The organism is Chryseobacterium sp. YR221, assembly GCF_900176315.1.
GTDB classification, from domain to species: Bacteria; Bacteroidota; Bacteroidia; order Flavobacteriales; family Weeksellaceae; genus Chryseobacterium; species Chryseobacterium rhizosphaerae.
Genome location: NZ_FWXM01000001.1, coordinates 798,542 through 824,153, shown reverse-complemented (window position 1 = coordinate 824,153; position 25,612 = coordinate 798,542). Strand labels below are relative to the sequence as shown.

The following is a 25,612-nucleotide window of genomic DNA, read 5'->3' as shown; positions in this document are numbered from 1 at the left end:
ATCCCAGTGGCAAAGTTTTGTTGATCAACAAAAAAATGAAATATGAAAAAAATAGCAGCATACACCGTCTTACTATTCCTTACAGCAAATACTGATGTATTTTCACAAAAAACGATTAATAAAGACAATTACACGTCTCTGGTGCAAAAAGAAGAGGGTGATTTGAATCAGGATAAAAAGAATGACAGGATCATGGTAGAAATGGATCTGAAAGATGAGACCAGACCATTACGACTGCAAATATTCCTCTCTCAGCCTGATAAGAAACTTCAATTAGTAGTTTCTTCCACAAAAATCATTGAAAGCCAATATCCGGTTAATAAGAATGGAAAACATAATGGTAATGTAATTCCGGATTTTTTTATTGAAGAAGGTAAATTGAAAATGCTTACCGACATTAAAGATCGAAAAAGCACCTATGAATTCAGGTTGAAGCAAAATAATTTTGAATTGATCAAAATATCACGGGTATTATGGGATGGAAAAGACACCACTTTTGAAACGGAAATTGACTTAATCGCAAAAACGAAAATTGAGTATGAACAAGTAACAGGTTCAGATAAACTTTTAAATAAAAAGAAAAAACTGATAAAAGTCAATGCATTGCCAAAAATCCAGGATTTAAGCTTTTCCGATTTGGAACAGTACTAAAATAGCAATCAGACTGATGACGAAAATTTCTTCTAAATAATACTAAGAGAGCTGATTAACTAATATAATGAAAGGGAGCGACAGCAACTGAAAACGAATACAGAGTGGATCAGTAGAATAACAGGAATGAAAGGTGTAGCAAAACAAGAATATACAAAGGTAAAGATAGAAGGAATTCTGAACCTTAAAAAACTTTCCGGAGAGTATGAACTCACTCCGGAAGAATTGGTTGGTTTTCATAATCAATATTGCAGTCTTCAGGAGTTATTGACCTTATCACTGCCTAAGTATGTGGAGTATATTTATATTCCTTCTGATAAGTTTGAAATCAGGGACAGAAAATTGCTGAAAAGTGCAGTATTGGAGATTCCTTCCATTTCCAGTGAGAAAGTATACGGAGTGATCATCAAATTTTTACCTAAAGATCTACAGATTCACTACAAAATAAAAGTAAAAAGAACAGCCTCCCAGATTGAACTCACTAAGGAAAAAACTTATGTAAACAATCAGGGAATCGACAAAATGATAGAGCAGCTGTTTGAAAAAGCAGAACAGATTTTATATCCGTTGCAGATTTCAATAAAAAATAATGGGGGACTTGACAACATTATCAATCATGAAGAAATAGCCAAACGCTGGAAAACAGAGAGCCTAAAACTGAAGGACTATTATCAGTCTGAGACAACAGATCAGCTATTAGAACAAATGGAGACGGTATATACTGATATTAACCTGAAGAAAGATTGGTTTGACATGAGTATATTTTATAAGCTATTCTTCCTGCCGGTTTATCAGGGATATCCTCAATTTCAGAAAAAAGATTTTTTACAGATCTATTTTTCGGGGCTGTCACAGGAAATCGGATATAATACAGAATGTATATTGAGCAGAGAATATACAAGAGGAAATAAAATAGCCGTACAATTAACCGGGATGGAAGAAGAAACCCTGTTCAATAAAAACGGTAAGAAAGGAGAAGCTAGTCTTCTGTACAAATTGAACAAAGAAACCAGAGAGTTATTTTCAATCACAGGCTATCTTTCAACTTTTGAAGGGAGCACAGAATATAAGATTGAATTTCAGCTGTTTGAACAGTAATATTGAAGAAACAAAAAAACACAATATACCATGAGTGCGAAACATTTAGTTTGCCAGGGAGCCACCTGCCAGTGCAAGTTTGGGACAACTCCTGATAAACTTGCCGTAAAAACGCAGAGTCAACGCTATATCAATGAAAAAGATGGAAGCAATAAACTGATGGCTACCCATGTAGACATAGGATCTACTTTTGAGAAAAATACCTTTGGATCCTGCAAAAAAATGAATAACAGCCCCTGCCAGGCAGTGGTTACCCAGTGGAGTGGCTATTATGAAAAAATTACATTGGAGGATAATAATGGAAAAGCACTTTTAGAAGACAGCAAAGCAACATGCCCTGTGGGAGGTCCGGATTGTATTACGATTATCAATCATGGGCAGACTGCGGGAGCTTCTGCACAGAATGTGAAGAATGCAGATAAAGAGGTTTTAGCTGAATTATTTCCGTTCGTTAATCCTAATGAGTATATCCGAAAAACAGATATGCTAAACGTTAAAAACTAATGTCATCCTATGGAAATTAATAATACCAAATTAACAGCAATTATTATCCCTCAGGGAAATACTGGTTTTAATGAGCAATACAGAGCGTTGACCATCCAGGAAGGACAGAAATTTACGGTGAGTATCAAAGAATATGAGGAGGAAAAGAAAAAAATACTAGATAAAATTGACCTTATCACAAAGGAAAAAGATAAAATTGATGCTGAGCTGGACAAACAATCCAATGACTATCTGGATGAAGCTAACAAACGTTACAAGCAAGGAGGGAACTGGCTAAAGATGGAGAAACACAATGGGAAAGAAGCAACCCATGTTCAGGTAAGTCTCGACAATAATGTTAGAATTGCAAGAGAAAAAGCAGATAAAATAAAAAAACAGAAAGATTCAGAAATAAAAAAACATCAAAATGCACTTGATGCTTTGGAGAAAACATGTAAATCTATTGTATGGGCCTGGCAGCTTGCCAAATCAAGAAGCAGTAAACCTGGGGGGAGAAATGAAAAGTTAGAAGCAGGACCAGTACAATCTGATATGACTTTAGACAGCCATATTTATGGAGGTGGATTCGCATGGATAGAACCTTTCTGGGAAAAAGGAAAACCTACGGGAAGTCCTAAAAATGGAATTTACATTCACACATCACCTAAAAATTCTACCGTAAAGGCAGCAGAATGGTATGGGTTTAAAGATTCTGAAAATCCTGTTAAAATTCAAGGCCCAGTAGCATCGGGCAGTAAAGTACAGCTCCATATTTATACACAAAGTATGTATGGGAAAAATATCGGTGTTGAACTAAAAGCAAATGGAGAGATCCTGAAAGCAAATTCTTATTCCTGGAGTATTGAAGTTTCTGCAAGTAAAACTAAAAATGAAGAGCCCTCAAAGACAAATGGTGCAAAATATGACATTCTAGAGTCAGAAGATTTATTTCTTACCGAGGTGGAAATTTATGACTGCTCGGATGCTAATAGCATAAAACCGCCAGCAGAAGCTGTAACCGGATATTTGTTAAATGACCAGGGTGGAAAAAAACAGGACTATCTGAATGTACAAAAGGCTGTGTTGAACCTTTATATTGATCCTGCCTGGTGTATGAGGAAAACAGGAATTATTACAGTAGTTCCCACGATCCATTATGATGGAAAAAAGCAGGAAATGGCTGCCGCTACATTGAAAATATCAGCTAGTTCTACTCCAGATATCAAAATTCCTGAATCTGGAAATAAACCAGTATTTATAGATAATGTAGAGACCAATTTTGAAGCTTTTCATCATTGCAGATACGATATTGTTAAGGGATCATATAGCAAATTGGATAACAGGGATCAGAATGAACCTCTGGAAATTACAATCTTTGATTCAAAAACTGATTCTGCTAAAAATATCCTTCATCTGCCTGTTATTGCCGGAAACAAACAGGCCAGAAGAAATGTCAAAATCACGGTAGATTCAAATACTGCGGAATGCAGCTATGCAGGTGATAAAGCGAAAGACCATACCAGTAAGGTTTTTGATCTGTCTCAAATACAACAGGCCATAGTTGTTGAAAAAAATACCAGAGTGGACGAGCATCTGATATACAGTAAAAATGAATTCAAAATTGGAAATATAAATTTCGGGAAGGAAGAAGAGGGACATGGTGATACCAATGATGATAACGAAATTAATGCTTCACATACTACCAGGAAAGGAGGAGTAAAAGGTCCTGTGGGGATGAGTGGTTCCAGTAAATCCACCATGTTCAAAGATGAGCGGAAAATTGGAAGATATCCGAGTTCAGATACGGAAATTGTGTTAGATGTTGGTTTTGATTATGGAAATAATCCCGGCGTTTCATTATTGAAATATATTTGGCCCACAAGAAAGAATGCCTTACAAAACTATCCCGTATTGCTTCATACCTGTGCTTACCCTCAAAAAACACTTAATATTGATGTATATCCGGATATAAAGTGGATTTTACAGTTTGCTTATGACTGTGACCCGGAAAAGTTCAATGAAATGAGGGGGGAAGCTTATGATAAGTATCTGGTAAGAACAGAAAAATTGGCGGATAAATATAAGCCGGAAAAAATTGATGAAAAGATATCTAAAATTGATGGAGATTTAGCGAATGCAAAAGCTACTTTGCAAAGTGCGCAGAAAAAAGAAGATAAAACAAGAGCAAGAAAACTAATTTCCAAGCTGGAACAAAAAAAAGCAAAACAGCAGGCACAAAGTAGAAAATATAACAAAGAAAGTACAAAATCAAAACAGCAGTATCGCAAAGATCGTCCGGATCTGTTTAGTTTTAAAGATAATATAAGTTCAGGTCTGTCTGATTTGGTATTATCTCTGAATGTGGAATATGACCGTCCGGGGGAATCCATAGAACTTTCTGCCAGCTATCAGAGGTATGTAGATCTTGTAAAACAGCTTATTGATATTAAAAATACAATTGAATTAATTTTAGATGGTAAGAAAAAATCAAAAAAGAAATTAGATAAGAAATACAAAGAAATTAATGAAAAGGCTGCGTCCGAAAATCTGGCTAAACTTGGTGATGCCTTAAAAGGAAGGCCATTGATCTCAGTTGATATTATTCCTCCGTCTTTGGCGGTTTTAGGTTCCTGGTATGCAGAAAATCCGAAGGATAAAAATATGGATCAGGTGGGTATTGTAGGGGAAATTGAGGTAAAGGCGGAACCTCTTGTAGGGGCAGAAGTAACACTGGACTTTTTAGCCCTGGCCCAAAAGGCGCACCCTGTTGCAAGAGGGATCATTACCCTTATCGATGTAGGAGCAGCCATTGGAATGGCTCCTGAAATTACTCTGGATCTGGTAGTCAGTGGACAATTGGAAATTGAGGGGAAACTAAGATATAACAGTGCCAGTAAAACCTCAAACCTTAATCAGGGATCTCTCTCTAAAGATGCAGAAGATGATAGCCCGTTAACCGTAAAAGGTGTATTTTCGTTAGAATTAACAGCTGGTATAAAATATAAAGCCAAGAGACAGACATTCTTCTTTGGATCTATTACAGTGTATGCAGAAGCAACAGTGTCGGTGAAAACAGGATTTACATTATCAGGAGCAATAAAGGCCGATGATAAAGGTTTTTATCTGGATCCTCTATTCACATTCCATGGGATAACGGTAGAAGGTTCGTTGGCGGTAGGTTATATTGCGGAGAATTATGATGGAGGTGAATACTCATCAGGAGAATCATCTACAGAGTTTAAACTGGTTCTGATGCATGAGTATGAAGGAAGTTTTGAGAACTCTAGTGGGCAGAAAATCCAATTTTATTTAACATAGTTATGAAAAATTTAATATTTATTTTATTAGTGACATCTTTAACAGCATGTGCTCAGAAAAAAAGTGAAAATATGAAAACATCTCAGGACATTTATACAATCGAAAAAGAAATAAAGCATTTTGATAACGAACCTCAGTATGGTGCCTATATTTCTACCAATAACTGTTCTTTTGATATTTTAATTAATGGTATGCCGGTGATAAAACATATGGATACATCCGGAAGCGGATTGTCAGGATCCTATTTTCCTTTGAATTGGGATATTGCTAAAAAGGGAAGTCAGGAGATAACGATTAAGTTGCGTCCCGGGTTCAATCAAAATACTAATGTTTTAAATGAAACTTTACAGCCCAATTCTGAAGTTCAGATTAAGATTGTAAAATCCAGTACCAATAAAGACGGCAGCCTTGGAGATGAAGAAGAAGTTAAAAATTATATGACTCCTAAAAAAGAATTTCAGAATAAACAGGTTGCGTCTTATGACGGTCTCAAGTCTTTTGAAGATCATTTCACTTTCAATGCTGATGTGCCGTATACTATTAATACTTTGGAAACAGCAGATGTTCTGCTTACGAAAGATGAGCAGAAATTAAAGGCATTAGAAAGAGAAGTCGTTGCAAAATATAATGAAATAAGAAATGTTTATATGAAGGGGACTAAAGACGAACTTGCCAGTCTGAATTATAATAAAGAAAAAAGAGTTGCCCAACAATTATATTTTTCTGATAAAGAGATTAAAAACAGATGGGATAATGATTATCAGTTCAGAACCGATTCAAACCTTGAGTTTTTTGATCTGAAACCTATTGAAAATTATAAAATGACTTTTTATGCTGATGGTAAAATCGTCTGTCTTGAGAAAATAAATAATGAAAAATCAGCACTTTGGGGAGGGTTTAAAAAGAAAGATAAAGATGTTGTTACTACCACTTATATATCCTTATACTTATACCGTCCAAAGAACAGTGGTAAACTTGAAATTTATTAGATGAAAATAAAGAATATTTTAGGTGCTATTCTATTAATACTGGGGGTTTATTTACTATTTAGTTTATATCAATCTTCTTTACCTATAATTTATGGAACCAGGGCAAAAGCAAATATTATTGGGACTGACAGTGTGAAAAACAAGAGGTTTACCTATTTGTATTACCCTGTCTTTCAATTTAATTATCAAAATCAGCTCATTAAGTTTACAGATAAAAGCAGTAGTGTTGATAAAGATATTGAAAAGTCTGAGGTGATGGTGTATTATGATCAAAACTATGGATTTAGCCAAGGTTTTACCACTGAGAAGATTATCTTTTTGATCATAAGTATTTTGCTTATCTTATTCGGAATTGTTTGCCTTGTCAAACCTTTCTGATATATTGATGAAATAGAAGTATGTCTGGAATTAGCACTATAGAATATCAGTCTTTCTACTTAAAAGGTATTATCATCGGAGATACTGTTGTCCCTTTCTTATAAATGATGGATACAACAAAGACCGTTAAAAACAGTACCGAAAATAATCATTATTTCAATAATTGATTTCTTCTTTTAATAGGATGAAAGAACAAATAAAAAAACAGGAATAACGAATATGCCAACAAAAGAGGGGCCTAAGCCTCTCTTTTTAGTGGGACAGAATCTGTTTTAGCAACATCTCTTACTCTTTCGAGCCATTTTCCTCTTTCATTTTCATCAAGATCCTGAAAGGGGCCTATAAAATCAACCTGTATAGAAGATAGTCCACAATATTCCAGAATGCCGTTTTTTAATTGAATAAGCCCACTGGACTGATATATTTCATTGTATTCATGTTCCGACAAATCTCCTGATGTTGTAATAATTCTTCCTGTTTTATCATTGAGTAATCCTTCGCTGATTCCATTATTATTTCTTGTAAAAGTAATGCCGGGAAGGAACGCCCTGTCGAAAAAACCTTTCATTACAGCAGGCATACCAAGCCACCACATGGGATGAATCCATACCTGATGCTCACTCCAGTGAATATCTTCGAGTGCCTTGAGTAAATCGGGCTCCAGTTCCATTCTCTTCCGGTAACCGAACTGAAGGTTGGGATTGAAATCCAGTTTTCCAATAGCAATATACCGGACTTCCGCTCCGGTAGCTTTGGCAGAATCCACATAGGTGCGGGCTATAGCTGTATTAAAACTTTCCTGATCTGGGTGTCCGTTGATGACTAGTATTTTTTTCATTGTTCGGGGTATAAAATCTGATTAAATAATTCAACTTGTTTAGTATAAAAAGCATCCGATAAAGGACACGGGAAGAAATCAAAAGCATGTACAGCGCCTTTTATTTCCAGGAGATTGACCTCAACTCCTGCTTTTTTCAGATGCTGGGCATATTCCTTACCTTCATCTTTCAGGGGATCTGCTTCACAGACAATAAGGGTTGCAGGAGGAAGATCATTGAACTTTTTTGACAGTAACGGAACGGAATAGAGTGGTGGCAGGGTTAAACTGTGCTGTAAATAATGTTTCCACATCCATTCCGCTGCCTTTCTGGTTTGCATGGGTGCATTGGCCAGTTCATGCATAGATGGGGTCTCCAGATGAGTACTCATAGGAGGATACAGCAGGTACTGATGCTGTATGTGTGTTTTGCCCTGATCTCTGGCTAAATGGGTTATAGATGCTGCAATGGTGGCTCCGGCACTGCTTCCGCCGATCATGATAAAATGTTTATCACCACCTACTTGATCTGCAAAATCAGAAAGCCATAGCAATGCATCATATCCATCTTTCATGCCTGCAGGAAAAGGATGTTCCGGAGCAAGCCTGTAATCAACTGAGACAATGACAGCTTTACTATCTATGGCCAGTTTAAAAAATAGAAAATCATATTGTTCAGGAGTACCATATATAAATGCACCCCCATGAAAGTATAAGAATACGGGTAGATATTCTTTTCCTTTTGGTTTATATACTCTCAACCGAATATTTTCCGAATGATCAGAAGACGGGATATAGATGTTTTCAACGGAAAGTAATTCGGGCAATAATGGTGGTTCCGTTTGTAATGAAATATTCATTTCTTCTTTTCTGATTTTTGCAGGATTATGGATCAGCAGGTTTTCATAATTGATCTTATGATAAGGATCGTTGACAATGGCTTCCCATAGATCCGGATCTATCTTTTCTAACATATCATATTGTTTGTTGAGCAAAAATAGACTGGAAAAAGCCATAAAAACAGGTATATTTTAAGCTTGTTTGGGTATCTTTACAGCATGGCAAAAGAAAATATCTATCAGTCTCTGGAAATATTTTATGAAAAAATCGATCAATGTCCTTTGCGTGACAGGCAGTTCAACTTTTTTGAGTTGGTATATGTTATTTCCGGGATTGGAGATCATGTAGTGAATGGCAATAAAATTGCCTATTCTGCGGGAGACTTATTTTTGATCACCCCTAATGATTGCCATGAATTTAATCTGGAAGGAATCTGTGAGTTTATGGTCGTCCGATTTGATGAAAAATACATCAGAGAATACCAATGGAAAAGTATAGACCATATCGAATGTCTTTTATATTATGCATCTCATTTGTCTGGCTCAGTGCTGGTGAATAAGGATGATCAACAGATGGTTGGCTTGCTGATTCAGAATCTGAAAAAAACTACAGAATACCAGTCTGTTTATAATGAAGATCTTACCCGTCATCTGGTGAATGCCATTATTGTAATTGCCGCCAGAAACATAGCCGTTATGAGGCCCCGGAATATATCATCCCATACAGATAACCGCATATTGCAGATATTGGATTACATCCAGGAGCACATCAGAAACCCTAAGTTGTTGAAGGTGGAGGCAATTGCTGAAAAATTTGGGTTGTCAGGAACCTATCTCGGAAGCTATTTCCGAAAACATTGTGATGAATCTATACAGCATTATATATCTTCTTATAAAATCAGATTAATAGAGCACCGGTTATCTTTCAGCGATAAAAGAGTTCATGAAATTGCTGATGAATTTGGATTCACCGATGAAAGCCATATCAATAAATTTTTCAAAAGACATAAAGGTTTAAGCCTTAAAGCCTATAAGACAGAAATGACTCACTGATTTTGCAGGAAGAATAGCGAGATTATAAAACCTGTAGCTCTTTAAAAACATCAATAACAGATTCGATGAGTCCCTTTTCTGGGATTGGATTTGAAGAATTATCAGGAACAATAGCCCTTAGATTACCCTCATCATCCCGTTCAAAGACTACGTCAGTACCATTGATATTGACATAAAGCTTATAACCATAAGTGAAAGTGGCAAGGCGTCCGGTGAAAAGAAGTTCTCTGCCTTTATAGGTTACTGGTATTTCTAGATCATGTTCCATGTAGTGTCGTTTCTGTGCATTTTAAATACCGGGCAAAGTTCGGAAATCTCAGCCTGAATTTATAATTTAAATAATATTTTTTAATAAAATAGGGAAAAGAAAAAAATCAATATGTTCAATCAAAGGTAAATAGTCTGTCGAATGATCAGATGAGTTAATATCTCCTGATCTGGACTGAAGAGACTGCCTTTATTTTTACTCTTTTTCCTACTTTTTTCAACAGTCCCGTCTCAGCGTTTCTTCTGAATACAAAAGCATCTCCGCTTTGGGCATTGGTTACAATTACGAATTTTCCGGTTTCATCAATGGCAAATACTCTGGGATGTTTCCCTTTGGTAGGCTGATAGCCTACGGTTTTCAGTTTCCCATCATTTTGAATTGAAAATATGGCGATGTTATTTTCAACGCCGCGATTGGAAGCATATAAAAAAAGCCCGTCAGGAGAAATATGAACATCAGAACTTTCAAAATCCTCTTTAAATTTTTCAGAATGGGTATCTATTCTCTGAATGGGGGCTAATCTTCCTTTATCATATCCATATACACTTACAGCGCCACCCATTTCCTCAATACAATAGGCATATTTCCCGTTCGGATGGAATGTGAGATGTCTTGGGCCGCTTCCTAAAACAGCTTGTGTAAAAGGAGGTTCTGCAGGTGATAAAGGTTCATGTTTTTCATTTTCAAAATGATAACTTCTGATTTTGTCTGCTCCCAGATCAGGAAGAAAAATATAATCAAAATTGGGTGAGAAAACAGTGGAGTGGATGTGAGAGCGTTCCTGTCTTCCGGGATTGATACTGCCTTCCAAAAATTGGAAATTCTGAACAGCCGGCTGTATACTGCCATTTTCCAGAACAGGATAAACAGAAACACTTCCTTCTGTGTAATTTCCGTTAATTAACCATTTCCCATTTTGATGAGCCGTTACATAAACCGGGTTTTCCCCGCCGCTTTTCTGACTGTTGATGAAAGTCAACTTTTTATCCATAGGATTAAACGCAAAACTGCTTACACTGCCGGCATTTTTTGTTTTGCTTTCTGTACAGGCAAAAACATATTTTCCATTAGGAGATAAGGTGAGAAAAGATGGATTTAAAATACCTTTAACTGAGGTTAGTTTTGATAATTTCCCCTTGATGGTATCCAGTTCATATACATAAATCCCCTCAGTGGTTTTATCACGGTTAAACGAACCGAAAAATACGTACGTATTTTGTGAATATAATTTTATAAAGGCTAAAATTATAAAGACTGAGCTTAGGGTCTTCTTCAAGGGTATAAATAGTTTTTAGATAGTTTGAGGCAGTACCGCCAATAGGTTACAAAACTACGCATTTACTCCAATTGGATTGTCATTTTCTTCATAAAATAAGTATCAATTCAGCATTATTTTTTCTCAGCGTTTTTTAGTTAAACATTTTCGATGATTCCGCTCTTTATTGTTTGAGGCATAATATACGACAGGTTCTGTCGCTTTACTGCAATATCTTTGTTTGGCTACAGAAATTAACAGTGGAAAAATAAAAATATCAAATTGTAATAAAATTCCTAATCAATACAATAAAATAAATCTTTTTGCAGTGGCATAAAAAGAATATTTTTACAGTCGAATTAAAATAATGATAATTACACAATCCATGAAAAAACTCTACATGGGTGCATTTACCTTATGCACCATCCTGAGCCTTTCTGCCCAGGAAGTCATCTGGCAGAAAGACATCAAATCTTCCACTCAGGATTTTCTCAATCAGGTGATTACAACCATTGATCAGCAATATCTTATCACAGGAAGCAGCATTCAGGCTAAAAGCCAGTCACTAGCTGCCAATAGCCAGAAACAAAACAACGGTTACGATTTTCATTTGATCAAACTCAACCAGCAGGGCGAGCAGGTTTGGGAGAAATATTTTGCCGGACAAAACCACGACTATTTATCAGGAACTGTGACCACTCAGGATGGAGGATTTCTGGTTTCAGGAACCTCTTATTCCGGAAAAGGGCTGGATAAAAAAGATGACTCCAAAGGGGGATCGGATATCTGGCTGATCAGGCTGAATGAATTTGGGGATGAACTGTGGCAGAAAACCTTGGGAACTTCCTCAGATGAAGAAGCCAAAGCAGTGATTCAAACCACAGACTTAGGCTTTTTTGTGGCCGGAAATATTCAAAACTCATCCAAAGGTTACGGATCAAAAGATGTCTGGATCACCAGACTGGATAAAGACGGAAAAGAGCTTTCTCAGCTTATTCTGGGAGGCAGAGGCTTGGACGAAGTAGAAAAAATGATACCCACGAAAGACGGCGGAGCATTGTTAGGAATCTATTCAAGGAGTTCCGAGGTTCTGGGTTCCGGAGTTGGAAATCCTGAGACTAAACCTTCGACTGAAAGACCCGCTGCCTCAATAGCCATTAGCCAAATGCCAAAAGCCAGCAGCAATTTCGGTGAAGGTGACTACTGGATCGTAAAGCTGGATAAAAACGGAAAAGTAGAATGGGAAAAGAACTTTGGCGGGAAAGGCGATGATCATATCAGAACCCTGGCTTTAACTTCAAACGGTTTTATCATCGGTGGAGAATCCAGATCCGAGAGATCCGGAAACAAATCAGTAGGAATTGAAGAAGGCACAGACCTTTGGCTGATCTCACTGAATGAAAGAGGGGATGAACAATGGCAGAAATCTTACAATTTCAAAAACAGGGATATTTTAATGGGGATGAATGTGATACAGAGCCAAGAGTCAAGATCCAGGAACCAGGATGCCACGAAAGGAATATTGTTGGGAGGGTATACCCAGGCGGAAGGAAGAATAGAGAAGGATGATGAGACTTTCTGGATGTTGTATCTGGATGGCAACGGTAATGAACAGTGGAGAAAACATGTGAGTGGAGACTCGAGAAAAAGAGAGGAGAGACTTTCGGATTTGAGACTTAACAGAGACGGCTCTGTTATTCTGGCAGGAACCAGTGCTGAGGAATTAGGAAAAGAAAACTGGAAGATTGTAAAGCTGGGAGATAAACAGGTGGATCAGTTAATAGAAAAACATGACATCAAGATCTATCCAAACCCTGTTTCAGATTATGCTTATGTGGAAATCGGCTTTAATTTCAAAGAAGCTGATATTATGTTGTATGATATGAGCGGAAGACAGCTTCAGAATATAAAAACTAAAAACAATGTTACCAAGTTGAGTACACAGGCTCTTGTACAAGGCGCTTACCTGGTGACCATCAAAACGGATACGAATAAAACGGCGAATGCCAAATTGATTAAAAAATAACAGAATGATAAGGAAATCTATTTTAATGAAAGGGATAATCATAAATTTTATGATGTCCATTATGGTAAATGCTCAACAGGGAGATATTAATTTTGGAGATCTGCCACGACCTGTTCCCTCAGTATCTTCATTACCTACTTATACTGAATCACCCATATCGTTGGCAACAGGAATACCGGATATTAATTATCCTTTACTAGCACTGCTAACCAATGATAAGAGCATTTCTGCGAATTTATTGCTTCAGTATCATCCGGCTAATATGAATGAAACCCAGGCAGGTAGTGAAGTTGGTATGGGATGGACGATGTTTTCCGGAGGAGTGATCTCAAGAGAAATCGTTGATGGATTAGATGAAATATACGATGACGCCAGTTGGCAGTACTATCAAAAGAATACATTTAATGACGTTTATTATTACAATCTTCAGGGAATATCAGGTAAATTCAAAATAGAAAGAAATACAGATAATAATACTTTTAAAGTACTTAATCTAACTCCTAATAATATTAAGATTGAGTATACCAGAAATAGCAATAATGCTACTTTAATTATCAACTCCTTTACTATAACTGATGGTAATGGTTTTAAGTATTTATTCAATGATTACAGTCAGAGTAGAAGTTATAGAAATACCACTACGAGTGGGACTTTATATAAATCAGCTTTTTATCTTACTCAGGTTAAAAATGCTGCCAATGTAGCACTACTTAGCTTTGAATACCAAAAGGAGAATAAAATGGTTCCGGGAAGTACTAATATTTTATATCAGATATGTAAGGTAAAGAATATTACATCTCCGGGATTGGGGTCTATTGTTTTTGATTATAATTATGATCAGACGTTGGAAAACACAATGAATGACCCGTATAGTATTACGAAAGTTTCTCTTAAAAATAGTATTGGAAATATAATAGGGCAATATGGTTTTGAATACATGATGATGGGGTACAGTATTTTTGGATCTATCGAAGCAGCAAACAAGAGGACTCTCACGCGTATTCATAAAATAAATTTAGAAAACCTGACAGGGCCACCACTGGAAACCACTAAGTTGCTTTATAGCCAGCTGCCCTATTTCTCACCTGAAAACAGTTATGGTCCCGGAGACCCCTGTAATGCTACAGAGGGAGTAAATTTAGCTCGATACGCTGTAAAAACTCTTAATAAGATTGTAATGCCGACAGGGGGAATGGTAGAATATAACTATGACGCGAATGAATATTATACCAATAAAAATCTTCCAGGTTATGCAACACCAGGCTCTTTTGGCGATCCCAGTGTGCAATATATGAGTACATTTAAAGGCATAGCTGTTAATACCAAGCAAACCAATACTTATACTTTTCAGGTGACAGGAGATCCGGGAGTATTAAAAAAGATCTATATAACTTTTGAAGCTACGAAGTATAAACCTGTTTTTGCTGATGATTCTTTTATTGATTATAGTATTGGAGGATCTGGATCTACTTATACCTGCTATAACTATAATGATCCTGAACTAGAAGGAAATGCAAGGTCATTAAAAAACTTCGACCTATACCCGGGTACTTATACGATTACAATGTCAGGTACCGGAGGACATGGAGAGATGACGATTCAGGAAATAAAAAATATTCCGGCTCCTTTTAGAAATGCCAGTAACAATAATCCACAGTTGGGAATCCGTATAAAGAATGTTAAATATTACAATTCTGAATTCAATCCTACCTTACAGAAATCAACTGATTATAATTATAATGTATTCAGTGATCCGAACAGTGTAAGTGGAAGCATTTTTTATCCCGAAAGAGAAAGTTCTTCGACTGTAAGTGCTCCTTTTGTATTGTATAAAAATGTAAAAGTGACAAATAGTGGAAACAATGGATATGTCAACTATTATTTCAAAACACCCAATGATTATCCTAAATTTCCATATACCCATAATGGGAGCAATGTAAGTTTCTGGCCCTATTATAATATAACCAAAGCGGGGGTGCAGGAAAAGAACGAAGCATACAATGCCCAGAATAAGCCGGTTTCAGCCTCTCTTTATGATTTTAGTTTTGAAACGTTAAATGATTTCCCGGATATAGCTGTGGATGGAGGTTTTACTAAAAAGGCTTATCTGAAAAGTTCAAAAATCACAACTAAGAATTATCAGGATAATAACCGATATGTAGAAAACAAAGTAGAAACTGAATTTAATACCTCGAACTTTAGAGTGGCATCTGTAAAGGAAACATCGTCGGATGGTAGTATTTCAGAAAAATACATAAGCTATCCTATAGGATTAGCAGGGTATCAAAATCTTGAGAATGCTAATATGACAGGAGTTCCTGTAATTACCGAAATAAAAAATAATGGTAAGGTCATTTCAAGAACAGAAGTGAAATACAATGGCTCCATTGGAGTATATCCATCTTCCGTGATCGCTGTCAATCCGAATGACAATAGTACTAAAACAGTGGTTAGGTATGACGAATACGATTCCAAAGGAAATATAAAGCAAATGACCTCCAATCCTGATGTTGCAGGAGGAAATCCGTCGGTTATCATTTGGGGGTATAATCAAAGTTTTCCTATTGCCAAAATTGAAGGGGCAAAACTTTCTGATATCGGAACTCTGGCCGACGATATTGTTTTAAAGTCCAATGCAGATGTAGATGCTTCTTCGGAAGTCACTCTCATGAATGCGTTAGACGGTTTCAGAAGTAACCCTGGTGTAAAGAATTTCATCATTACTACCTATACCTATGATCCTATGATTGGTATTACAACGGTAACACCCGCCACTGGATTAAGAGAAATCTACAAATATGATAAGAACGGAAGATTAATCTCAGTAGTGGATGTTAACGGTAATATTATTAAAGATTACAAGTACAATACAAAGCCGCAGTTATAATAATTTATACAATTAATCAGCTATGAAAAAAATAATATCAATCATATCTTTTCTTGTTGTGGCTTTGTTTCATGCGCAAAGTTTAACAACTACAGAAAATTATATATACAGCAGGACCTATTTAGAGCCTGTTACTTCAGAACAGCCTGGTGCTGCACAGATCCAAGGGGTCCAGTATTTTGACGGATTGGGAAGGACTACCCAAAGCATTGCTATTAAAGCATCTCCCAATGGCAAAGATTTAGCTGTTCCTACTATGTATGACCAGTCAGGAAGGAGGACGAAAGATTTTATGCCTCAGCCAGTAGACAGTCAAAATGGAGCCTACATTCCGGGCATAGGAGAAAGTTCAATAAATGCCTATTATGGGGTTTCCAATGCCTATTCAGAAATTCAGTATGAACAGTCTCCCTTATCCCGAGTGGTAAAAGCAGCTGCTCCCGGAGCTGAGTGGCAGATGAACGGAACCCATACCCAGAAGTTAGAGTATCTATCCAACAATACAGGTGAGGTTAAAAGATTTAAAGCGGTAACCAGCTGGAATGCATCGGCTCAAATCAATGATGTCTCTATCATTATAGCTCCCAATGACCCGTATACCACCAACGGATATTATAATGCCAATACATTGTATAAAACGGTTACTAAGGATGAGAATGATAACGAGACCCAGCTATTTATTAATTCAGGAAAACAAACCCTGTTATCGCGAAAGATTAATAAAAAAGCCAATGGAACGACAGAAAACCTGGATACCTATTATGTATATGATGAGTTTGGTAACCTTTCGCTGGTGATTCCTCCAAAAGCTTCAGTCTCAGTATTAACTTTGGCTTTACAGGACCAGCTCTGTTACCAGTATAAATATGATAAATACAACAGAGTTGTAGAGACAAAGCTTCCAGGGAAAGGCTGGGAATACATGGTATACGATCAGCAGGGGCGCGTTGTGCTTTCTCAGGATGCTAATCTGAGAACGACAGGCAATAATTTCACCAAAAGAGGCTGGCTGTTTACTAAGTATGACAAATTCGGAAGAACGGTTTATACCGGGTTCTTTGCTAATACAGCGGAAAGAGCTGCAATGCAGGCTGCATTGAATAATATGTCTGCTAATGCCAATAATAACGAAACTCAAAGTACCACTCCATTTACCCTTAACGGGATGGATATTTACTATACAAAAACAGCTTTCCCAACAGAAAGCATGACCATTTTGGGTGTTAATTATTATGATGAATATCCTGTAGGATCACCAGACCAACCGGCACTAATACAAAACCAAACCACCTTAGCATCGGTTCCAACAACTATTGTTTCTAATGGATTAAGCTCAGTGAGAAGCACAAAAACACTTCCTACTGCAAGCTATACTAAGAATGTAGAGAATGACAGCTGGTCGTCTTCATTTGTCTGGTATGACACCGTAGGAAGGGTAATTGGAACCTTTGGTAACAATCATTTAGGAGGGTCTACACAGACCGAAGTACAACTGGATTTTTCCGGAACACCGCAAAAAACCTTTACCTATCATGCCCGTAAAGCAAATGAACCTGGGGTCACCATTAAAGAACGGTTCATCTATGATGCACAGAAAAGACCTAAACAGCATTATCATCAGGTAAATAATAAACCGGAGGAGCTTCTGACAGAAAATACCTATAATGAGCTTTCTCAACTGATCAACAAGAAAGTAGGAAACAATCTGCAGAGTATTGATTATACCTATAATATCCGGGGCTGGCTGACAGACATTAACAAAAACCAGATGGGGCTAGCTGATCTTGGTGGGAAGTTATTTACTTACAGAATCAAATACGGCCAAAAAGAAGGAATTGATAATCCCGATCAGGTTCAGTTCTCAGGAAAGAATGTGACTCCGAAATACGACGGCAGCATTGCGGAGATCGACTGGAGAGCTGTAGAAACAGTAGGGGTAAATCCACCTTTAACTCCAAAAAGATATGGATATTCATATGACAGTATGAACAGGATTCAGGCAGGATATTACCAAAACCCCAATAATCCTTACAGCAAAGAGAATACGGAATCTTTGGACTATGATCTGAACGGGAATATCAATAGCCTGTACAGGACTTCAGTAATAGCATCCGGAAGCAATACCGCTACGATGATAGATAATCTAAGCTATACCTATACGGGGAATCAGGCAATAAAGATTACCGATGATTCTCAAAATTTTGCCGGCTATGAAGGGGGAGGAGGTCCTATCACTTATGATGCGAATGGAAATATGATTACCATGCTGGATAAAGGAATACAGTCTGTTAAATATAATTTCCTTGATCTTCCTGCTGAAATGCTCATGACCAAAAACAGTAATGAGCTTGTTGCAGTAAAGACTTTATACAGGGCAGATGGAACAAAATTGAGAAAAGAGAGCAGTACCAGTATAACAGGAGTTGTAGGTTCCATTACTACAAAAAATACTACAGATTACCTGGATGGCTTTCAGTATTTGACCACTGAAAATGTTGATACAGGGGGTGGTACAGGATTAGAGATGCTTTCTTTATCCGGCAGGGCAATGGAACCGGAGGCTTTTTCCCCAGATGTAGTAAGAAAACTTACTCCCAAAACTCCCGATCTACAGTTTTTTGCCACCGCAGAAGGATTTTATGATTATGCAAAAGATCAGTATATTTACCAATACATAGACCAGCTTGGAAATGTAAGGGTTTCTTACGGAAGAAACAGCACAGGAGCTCTTGAGATTACAGATGCCAATGATTACTACCCATTCGGGATGAATCATTTAAAAACCGGGAACTCCTATTTTGCCCAGGGTAGCTATAAAAGCAATAAATACAACGGTAAAGAATTACAGGAAACCGGAATGTACAGCTACGGCTGGAGAGAATATATGCCGGATATTGCCAGATGGAATGGGATAGATCAGCTAGCAGAAAGTTATTATTCTCATTCTCCTTATGCTTATGTGATGAATAATCCGATCAATTTGTTTGATCCCAACGGAATGGTATCCCAAGCATTTATAGATGAACTATTGGACGCTCCTCACGGAACTACGTGGACAAACACAGGAAATGGCTTTACCAATAATTGGGGAGGACAGATGGATTATGACGGAAACCCAACCAATTACAATGGATATAGCAATATGGTTAATGGAGTTGGTAAGAAGAATCCAAATGATGGACCTAGCTTCGAAGTTCCTGAAGTTATTATTAAGGCCAAGGGAGGTATGTCAGGATGGAGTAATCATAAAAATATTGGAGAGAACAGCTTGTTAATGTATAGCAAGTTTACCGGAGTTTTAGGAGAATTTACATTTGATCAAAATAATTCATTGCTTTATGATGCCATAGAGAACACCAAAGTAGGACAGTCGGTATCAGCTGCTGAAAGGTTTCTGTTTTTGGAATTACCTGGTTCTTTTGTGGGAGGTGAACTTTTATCTGCTGGTTGGAGGGCTGCCGGACTAAGTAAAATTATCTGTGGTCCTCTTGGAAGACTTACCAATGGTTTGATAAAGATCTGTTTTACAGAGGGTACACTGGTGGTAGCAGAAAACGGAAATATAAAGATTGAAGACATTAAAGAAGGGGACCTTGTCTGGAGTTACAATGAAGAAACAGGCAAAAAAGAATTAAAAAGAGTGATAGCCTTATCTCGTAATACTTCTTCTTTATTGGTGAGAATTTCTGTAAATGATACAGAAATTAGCTGTACACCAGAACATCCATTTTATGTAAGTGGAAGCTGGATAGAAGCTAAAGACCTTACCGAAGGAATGCCTCTTACTACTTTAGATGGAAAAATTTCTCCTGTAGAATCTATTACATTTTTGGATGAGAAAGTAAAAGTTTATAACTTTGAAGTTGAGGGCAATCATAATTATTATGTTTCTGAGAAAGGAATTTTAGTGCATAATGATTGTGGACTTCCTCAGTTACTTTCTAGAGTAGAAGGTAATATGATTGGTGGAGAATTTAAATATGCTAGTGGGGAAATAATAGATTTTTTAGGATATCATAATGCTAAGGGAAGTACATTAGAAATAACAGAAATGGTTTTTTACCCTAGAGGTGCTGTTGGAAACGAAATGGCTAATCAATTTGGAAATAGACAAATGATTCAAAGTCTTAAAGTACTCCAAAACTATGCAAGGGAAAATGGATTTACACATTTAAGACTTCAATTTGAGAGAGCAGCTAACAGTTCAGCAAAGAATCCTGGTCATATACTCGATCAACTTTTTAAATTATAAAATATGAATAATACAGAGTTATTGGAAAAATATAAAGATTACACGATCACTAATATTGAAGATTTAATATTAAAAATGAAATTAGAAGATGATTTATCTATGATGCAATCAACAATGTTATTAGTTTTAAAATTTAAATTAAAAATTTCTGAAGCTGATAATTATGTATTAAATTCTAAAGCTTGGTCTGATCGTAAAGAGTCAGTAGAAAAACTTCGGGATAATATTTTTGATAAACTAAAAAATCAACATTAAATAAAAAGAAGTCGACTCAATGAAATGAGACGGCTTCTTTCTTTTTAAAAGTTCACAAATTTGAAGTAGAAGGTAACCTATTATGTTTCTGAGAAAGGGATTTTGGTACATAATATGTGTAATGAAGGGAAAAAATGCCCAGAGACTGAAGTTGCTGAAATAATAGAATATATTTTGAATCTTAATGTAGATAATTATGATAATATTCCATTAATAGAATCCTAAATAATAAAGAAGAGTAGTGTGAAAAGCTACTAGCTGCGCAAAGTTTATAACTTTGAGCTGATATAACAAAACCTCACAAAAAGTGAGGTTTTTACATTTTAAAATGATTGATTTGCATTCTAAAGAGAACTTTAATCCAGAAATGTTTTTAAGTTTATTATTGGGTGTTATGAAATATTTATATTTACTAGTACATAGACCAGTTTGGAAATGTAAGGGTTTCTTACGGAAGAAACAGCACAGGAGCTCTTGAGATTACAGATGCCAATGATTACTACCCATTCGGGATGAATCATTTAAAAACCGGGAACTCCTATTTTGCCCAGGGTAGCTATAAAAGCAATAAATACAACGGTAAAGAATTACAGGAAACCGGAATGTACAGCTACGGCTGGAGAGAATATATGCCGGATATTGCCAAATGGAATGGTATAGACCAGTTAGCAGAAAGTTATTATTCTCATTCTCCTTATGCTTATGTGATGAATAACCCGATCAATTTGTTTGATCCCAACGGAATGGTATCACAAGCATTTATAGATGAATTATTGGATGCTCCTCCTGGAACTACCTGGACAAACACAGGAAATGGCTTTACCAATAATTGGGGAGGACAGATGGATTATGACGGAAATCCAATCAATTATAAGGGATATACTAATATGGTTTATGGAGTTATCGCCATTCCTAATATCTCTCTTAAAGGAAAGGGAACGGCTTCTACGTGGAATAAGGAGGGTAATTATTTTCCTAATGTAAAGGCCATGATGGATGGCTTTAGTATGGCAGCCGATTTATTGAAAGGCAGAATAGAGAATGAAGCTTATCGAGAAAGTATGAGGTGGGTAAGTAGTGATCGAGGCATTGATATGATTGGCGGAGCCGGAGATCCTATAGGTTTATTTGATGTTGCAGGACAAATAATGAGCAATTGGAAGCCACAAAATAGATATCTTGCAATGATGGCAGGAATTCTTGGAGCTGTTGCCTTGAAAAAACCAGGAATAGCTACTGCTGAAATCCAAGCGGAAAAGAATCTTGCATTAGGTTTAGGTGATGATTTGTTCACCTTTGCAAAAAAAAATTCATTTCATACTTATAGAGATTTTTCTACAGGATTTAATCAAAGTAAAATATTAGATGCTATGAATAGTTATGATAAAATACATTTTAATACAACAGGATTTGGTAAAGTAAATTTTTCTAGATTTGATCCAACAGCTCCCCTTTCATACAAAAACTATACAAATTGGGAAATGCATACTATTATAAATAATCCTTCCTTATTAAAGAAGACGGTTTTCTACAGAAAAGCTACTGATGGTAGTTATCAAATATTGGACAGTTATTCACCTAGTTTTTAAAAATATAAAGTTTATGATATTTTATTCAAATAGAAAATTTAAAATGTGGGGCTATATTGCAAGCCACTCTTCATTGCTATTGCGCAGTGAAATGAAATATTCTGATGAAGATAATTATTCAGAAGATAATTCTTATAATATTGATTTCGAATTTTGGGCAGTAAATTACATGAATATTCCAACTTCTCTTTGCGAGATTACTATTAAAGAAATATCAAAAGATAAGTTGCTTATGGAAATTGATGAAGATTTATTGAAATATGATATGAAAATTTTTGAATTAGAATCAATGGGTAGAAAATATTACATTATTGCAGGAGGCCTCTTAATTGGCAAAAATGCATGGGGAAGCCAAGACAGAATTTTTGATTACAATCTAAATCTAAAGCATGATGAAATAATATTTCAAAGTAATTAGTATATACCCCTACTGATAAACATTCTAGTTACGCAAAGTTTATAACTTTGAGCTGATATACCAAAACCTCACTTTTTGTGAGGTTTTTACATTTTAAAATGATTGATTTGCATTCTAAAGAGAACTTTAATCCAGAAATGTTTTTAAGTTTATTATTGGGCGTTATGAAATATTTATATTTACCAATATACATAGGCCAGTTAGGAAATGTAAGGGTTTCTTACGGAAGAAACAGCGCAGGAGCCCTAGCTGCGCAAAGTTTATAACTTTGAGCTGATATAACAAAACCTCGATTTGGACATCATGGACATCAGATCCAAATGTAGCACGAGATTTTGCAACAAATTATGGAACATCATCTGGTGTTGTATTATCTAAAAGATTTAAAGTAGGTGTTAATGCCATTCCAAATGTATCACCAACAGGGAATTCGATGCAAGAAAGAGAATAGTTGATTTTTGGTCCAGTGATAAGAGCTGGTGTACAACATATAAAACCGTAGAGTATGAAAACAATAGAAGATATTTTTAATATAATAAAAAAAACTATCAATCTTAAAGATGATTTCATTGAATATGAAATTAGATTAAGTAATGGTACGTTTGAAAGAGATCATTTAATTAACATCTATAATATAAGGAAAGGTATAGCCATCCGTCAGGAAAATCACAAACGGACAGAGCAAATACAACACCTTCTTAATGGATTAGAAAATTATTCTGAAAAATTTTTAAAAGTCGCAGATATTTCAAATAATAACTATTTTACAATGTTTTATTTAAGCCAAGATTGGAATAGGGTCATTGGGTATTTAGAAAATGATATTAATGATGGCACTGGAATTTAGTAAAAGATTTCAAACTTTATTATTGAAGCATAGATTAACAGAGATGCTCAATTGGAGAAATGATTTAAATAATATACTGGTACTTTGATAATTCTTGTTCTTTGTAGGCATACCAATAACAATAATTGATAGGCAGTCTAGCTGCGCAAAGTTTATAACTTTGAGCTGCTATAACAAAACCTCACAAAAAGTGAGGTTTTTACATTTTAAAATGGTCAATATCTAAACAGTGGTATAATAGAGTAAAAAACCTATGCTGCCGCACGAATCCTTTCGTGTGGCATTTTTTTATTACCAATTAGTTATATTTACCAGTATAAAGACCACCTTGACAGATGAGTAAAAGAGAAGCTTTTATGAAGACTGCGAACGTAGTTCAGCCGGAATAAGTTTTACTAAAGCCATCGCAGGCTCTCTTGATCTCAGAGATATTAATGATTATTAGTTATTTAAATAAAAACATGCGCAAATTCATGAAAATTTGCACATGTTTTAGTTTGTAAACTTGACAGGAATTTATTCAACCCCTTTTTTAATTTTTTATGGCTCGAGTCCAGGACCACCACATGAGTTATAGGGAACGCATGTTAATTTATCATTGACAAAACATAGCCTGGTACAATCTGCACCTCCGACAATTGTTTTTAATGCTGCTTTTTCAAGTTTTTTTAAATTTTTCATATTAAAAATATTTTATGTTGTGGAACAAATTTCAAAAATAATTATTACATACTAGTTAAAATTAATAAATTTTAACTTTCAAAAATTACATATTATTTTTCATTGCTGTCTGATAAACAAGACTCCCAATTACTGCTTTTGGATTAACAACAAACGAAGCTGCAAGTCGACTATGACTGCCTCTGCGTTTTTGGGGTTTTAACCTTTTTTTGAAAATATCTCCACAGGGATCAAAATAGTCGTCCAGCACAAGGTACATACACTTACAATTTTTATTGGAGTTGTCATTTTAATTGTACTTTTGTGCGCCGAAAATACTTGTTTTCATTACTTGTAAACGTCTATAAGCATGAGAACCTTATATAAAAAAAACTATGACCAGAAAATTATCCCTATTACCATTTTTTATTTTAATCTGTAGTTCTACTTTTTCCCAGGAAAAATATGAAGACAGTATTAAAAACATTATTAAAAAGGATTTTGTCAACATTAAGACAACAGACTTTAAAAATTTAGTTCCTTATGAAACTGAAAAAGGGATGGGGTATTTAAACTCAAAAAACAATAAAATAGTTGTTTTGCCTAACTATTACCAATTAGATTTTGCCAAACCAAATTTAAGAGGGAACTATAATAATATTGCCTATTTTGAAATAAATAACAACACAAAGGAGATGGAGGTGTCTTTGCAAAACTGGGAGATTTTTGAAAATTCGTCAACAAAAAATCCTATAAGAAAAGAGTATTCAAAAGGGTTTTATGTTGTTAATAATGCTATTTTTTCTTTTTCAGGCACTTATACTTACTGTCCACAATTATTCAAATACAAGAATGAGGATTTTGCTATCGCTATTAAAGAAAATAGATATGCTGTTATAAAACCAAGTGGTGAAACTTTAAAAAATCTAGATTTTGATTATTCACATTTAGACCTAGTTTATGTAGGAAATGATAAGATTTGGTTCAAGTACAAAACTACGGAAGGAGAACAGGGGTTCATAGATATGGGTGGAGAAAAAAAACTCATAAATGATATAATCAGTAATAGTAGAAGTCAGACAGAGGGCTATTTCGCTTTTATTGATTCTGAGCATTCTATAAAAAGGAAATACTATGGGTATTCCATCGAATCAAATGATGAATTGTATGGAGTGTTAGATTTGTTAACAATGAATTGGTTAATCAGACCACAGAAAATATTTAAAATTGAGGAAATTAACTACAGTACGGATAAGGATCTGGGGGAAGGGTATAATGTAGAAGATAGGAAAAACTTAAAATTTTATTTCCTGGTTCGCGAAGGGGAAGGAGAAGCATCATATTACATTGACGACAAATTAAAAAAATTTATACCAAAAAGATAAACACTCTTGAATCTTTCTAGTATCATATATTTTTTTGATATAGTCTGTAACAAGAATAAGCCCTAGCTATGCTAAGTCTCCTGGCTTTGCGTTGATAAAAATAAAAACCATTGCAACTGCAGTGTTTTTTTCTTGCTGTAGGAG

General features: G+C 35.7%; 20 protein-coding genes. 15 read left to right on the top strand and 5 right to left on the bottom strand.

Annotated features, from left to right (window positions below; all coding sequences use genetic code 11):
- Nucleotides 1–42: 42 nt before the first annotated feature.
- The 6 genes from B8967_RS03750 (at nucleotide 43) to B8967_RS03725 (ending at nucleotide 6,917) form a co-directional block, all read left to right on the top strand.
- Complete coding sequence (locus B8967_RS03750) at nucleotides 43–651, top strand: hypothetical protein (RefSeq protein ID WP_084084498.1); 609 nt, start codon at nucleotides 43–45, stop codon at nucleotides 649–651.
- A gap of 126 nt (nucleotides 652–777) precedes the next feature.
- A complete protein-coding gene (locus B8967_RS03745; protein WP_084084496.1) occupies nucleotides 778–1,749 on the top strand; it encodes a hypothetical protein in 972 nt (323 codons plus the stop codon).
- Nucleotides 1,750–1,779: 30 nt separating this feature from the next.
- Nucleotides 1,780–2,253, top strand: a complete 474-nt coding sequence (locus tag B8967_RS03740; RefSeq protein WP_084084494.1) for a DUF4280 domain-containing protein — start codon at nucleotides 1,780–1,782, stop codon at nucleotides 2,251–2,253.
- Nucleotides 2,254–2,262: 9 nt separating this feature from the next.
- Entirely contained in the window at nucleotides 2,263–5,550 is a 3,288-nt protein-coding gene (locus tag B8967_RS03735; RefSeq protein ID WP_084084492.1) for a hypothetical protein, read from the top strand.
- 71 nt (nucleotides 5,551–5,621) lie between these two features.
- Nucleotides 5,622–6,539, top strand: a complete 918-nt coding sequence (locus B8967_RS03730) for a hypothetical protein (RefSeq protein ID WP_143330457.1) — start codon at nucleotides 5,622–5,624, stop codon at nucleotides 6,537–6,539.
- Nucleotides 6,540–6,917: a hypothetical protein gene (locus B8967_RS03725; RefSeq protein WP_084084489.1), complete on the top strand. Its 378-nt coding sequence runs from the start codon at nucleotides 6,540–6,542 to the stop codon at nucleotides 6,915–6,917.
- Between the two features lie 238 nt (nucleotides 6,918–7,155).
- On the opposite strand, the gene B8967_RS03720 is transcribed toward B8967_RS03725, so the two are convergent.
- Both B8967_RS03720 and B8967_RS03715 read right to left on the bottom strand, forming a co-directional pair.
- Nucleotides 7,156–7,755, bottom strand: a complete 600-nt coding sequence (locus tag B8967_RS03720) for an NAD(P)H-dependent oxidoreductase (protein WP_084084487.1) — start codon at nucleotides 7,753–7,755, stop codon at nucleotides 7,156–7,158.
- The gene (locus tag B8967_RS03715; RefSeq protein WP_084084485.1) at nucleotides 7,752–8,708 is read right to left on the bottom strand and encodes an alpha/beta hydrolase; all 957 of its coding nucleotides are present in this window, start codon (nucleotides 8,706–8,708) and stop codon (nucleotides 7,752–7,754) included. The genes B8967_RS03720 and B8967_RS03715 overlap by 4 nt, the downstream gene beginning before the upstream one ends.
- An 84-nt stretch (nucleotides 8,709–8,792) precedes the next feature.
- Between B8967_RS03715 and B8967_RS03710 the strand changes: the two genes are divergently transcribed.
- Entirely contained in the window at nucleotides 8,793–9,626 is an 834-nt protein-coding gene (locus tag B8967_RS03710; protein WP_047496062.1) for an AraC family transcriptional regulator, read from the top strand.
- Between the two features lie 22 nt (nucleotides 9,627–9,648).
- On the opposite strand, the gene B8967_RS03705 is transcribed toward B8967_RS03710, so the two are convergent.
- Nucleotides 9,649–9,894, bottom strand: coding sequence for a hypothetical protein (locus tag B8967_RS03705; protein WP_084084483.1), 246 nt, complete (start codon nucleotides 9,892–9,894; stop codon nucleotides 9,649–9,651).
- A 154-nt stretch (nucleotides 9,895–10,048) separates the two neighbouring features.
- Complete coding sequence (locus B8967_RS03700) at nucleotides 10,049–11,170, bottom strand: lactonase family protein (protein WP_084084481.1); 1,122 nt, start codon at nucleotides 11,168–11,170, stop codon at nucleotides 10,049–10,051.
- A gap of 364 nt (nucleotides 11,171–11,534) precedes the next feature.
- On the opposite strand from B8967_RS03700, the gene B8967_RS03695 reads away from it, so the two are divergent.
- The 7 genes from B8967_RS03695 (at nucleotide 11,535) to B8967_RS03665 (ending at nucleotide 23,423) form a co-directional block, all read left to right on the top strand.
- Nucleotides 11,535–13,175: a T9SS type A sorting domain-containing protein gene (locus tag B8967_RS03695; RefSeq protein WP_084084479.1), complete on the top strand. Its 1,641-nt coding sequence runs from the start codon at nucleotides 11,535–11,537 to the stop codon at nucleotides 13,173–13,175.
- Nucleotides 13,176–13,200: 25 nt separating this feature from the next.
- Entirely contained in the window at nucleotides 13,201–16,062 is a 2,862-nt protein-coding gene (locus tag B8967_RS03690) for an RHS repeat domain-containing protein (protein ID WP_143330455.1), read from the top strand.
- Nucleotides 16,063–16,084: 22 nt separating this feature from the next.
- Complete coding sequence (locus tag B8967_RS03685; RefSeq protein WP_084084475.1) at nucleotides 16,085–20,314, top strand: DUF6443 domain-containing protein; 4,230 nt, start codon at nucleotides 16,085–16,087, stop codon at nucleotides 20,312–20,314.
- Nucleotides 20,315–20,317: 3 nt separating this feature from the next.
- Nucleotides 20,318–20,569: a hypothetical protein gene (locus B8967_RS03680; RefSeq protein WP_084084473.1), complete on the top strand. Its 252-nt coding sequence runs from the start codon at nucleotides 20,318–20,320 to the stop codon at nucleotides 20,567–20,569.
- 512 nt (nucleotides 20,570–21,081) lie between these two features.
- The gene (locus tag B8967_RS03675) at nucleotides 21,082–22,158 is read left to right on the top strand and encodes an RHS repeat-associated core domain-containing protein (protein WP_084084471.1); all 1,077 of its coding nucleotides are present in this window, start codon (nucleotides 21,082–21,084) and stop codon (nucleotides 22,156–22,158) included.
- A 13-nt stretch (nucleotides 22,159–22,171) separates the two neighbouring features.
- Nucleotides 22,172–22,576 (top strand): hypothetical protein, encoded by a 405-nt coding sequence (locus tag B8967_RS03670; protein WP_143330454.1) that lies wholly within the window; start codon nucleotides 22,172–22,174, stop codon nucleotides 22,574–22,576.
- A 505-nt stretch (nucleotides 22,577–23,081) separates the two neighbouring features.
- A complete protein-coding gene (locus tag B8967_RS03665; RefSeq protein WP_084084467.1) occupies nucleotides 23,082–23,423 on the top strand; it encodes a hypothetical protein in 342 nt (113 codons plus the stop codon).
- A gap of 540 nt (nucleotides 23,424–23,963) precedes the next feature.
- Here B8967_RS03665 and B8967_RS22380 read toward each other — a convergent pair.
- Nucleotides 23,964–24,104, bottom strand: a complete 141-nt coding sequence (locus tag B8967_RS22380; protein ID WP_156126137.1) for a bacteriocin-like protein — start codon at nucleotides 24,102–24,104, stop codon at nucleotides 23,964–23,966.
- A 374-nt stretch (nucleotides 24,105–24,478) separates the two neighbouring features.
- Between B8967_RS22380 and B8967_RS03660 the strand changes: the two genes are divergently transcribed.
- A complete protein-coding gene (locus B8967_RS03660) occupies nucleotides 24,479–25,468 on the top strand; it encodes a hypothetical protein (RefSeq protein ID WP_084084465.1) in 990 nt (329 codons plus the stop codon).
- Nucleotides 25,469–25,612 lie beyond the last annotated feature (144 nt).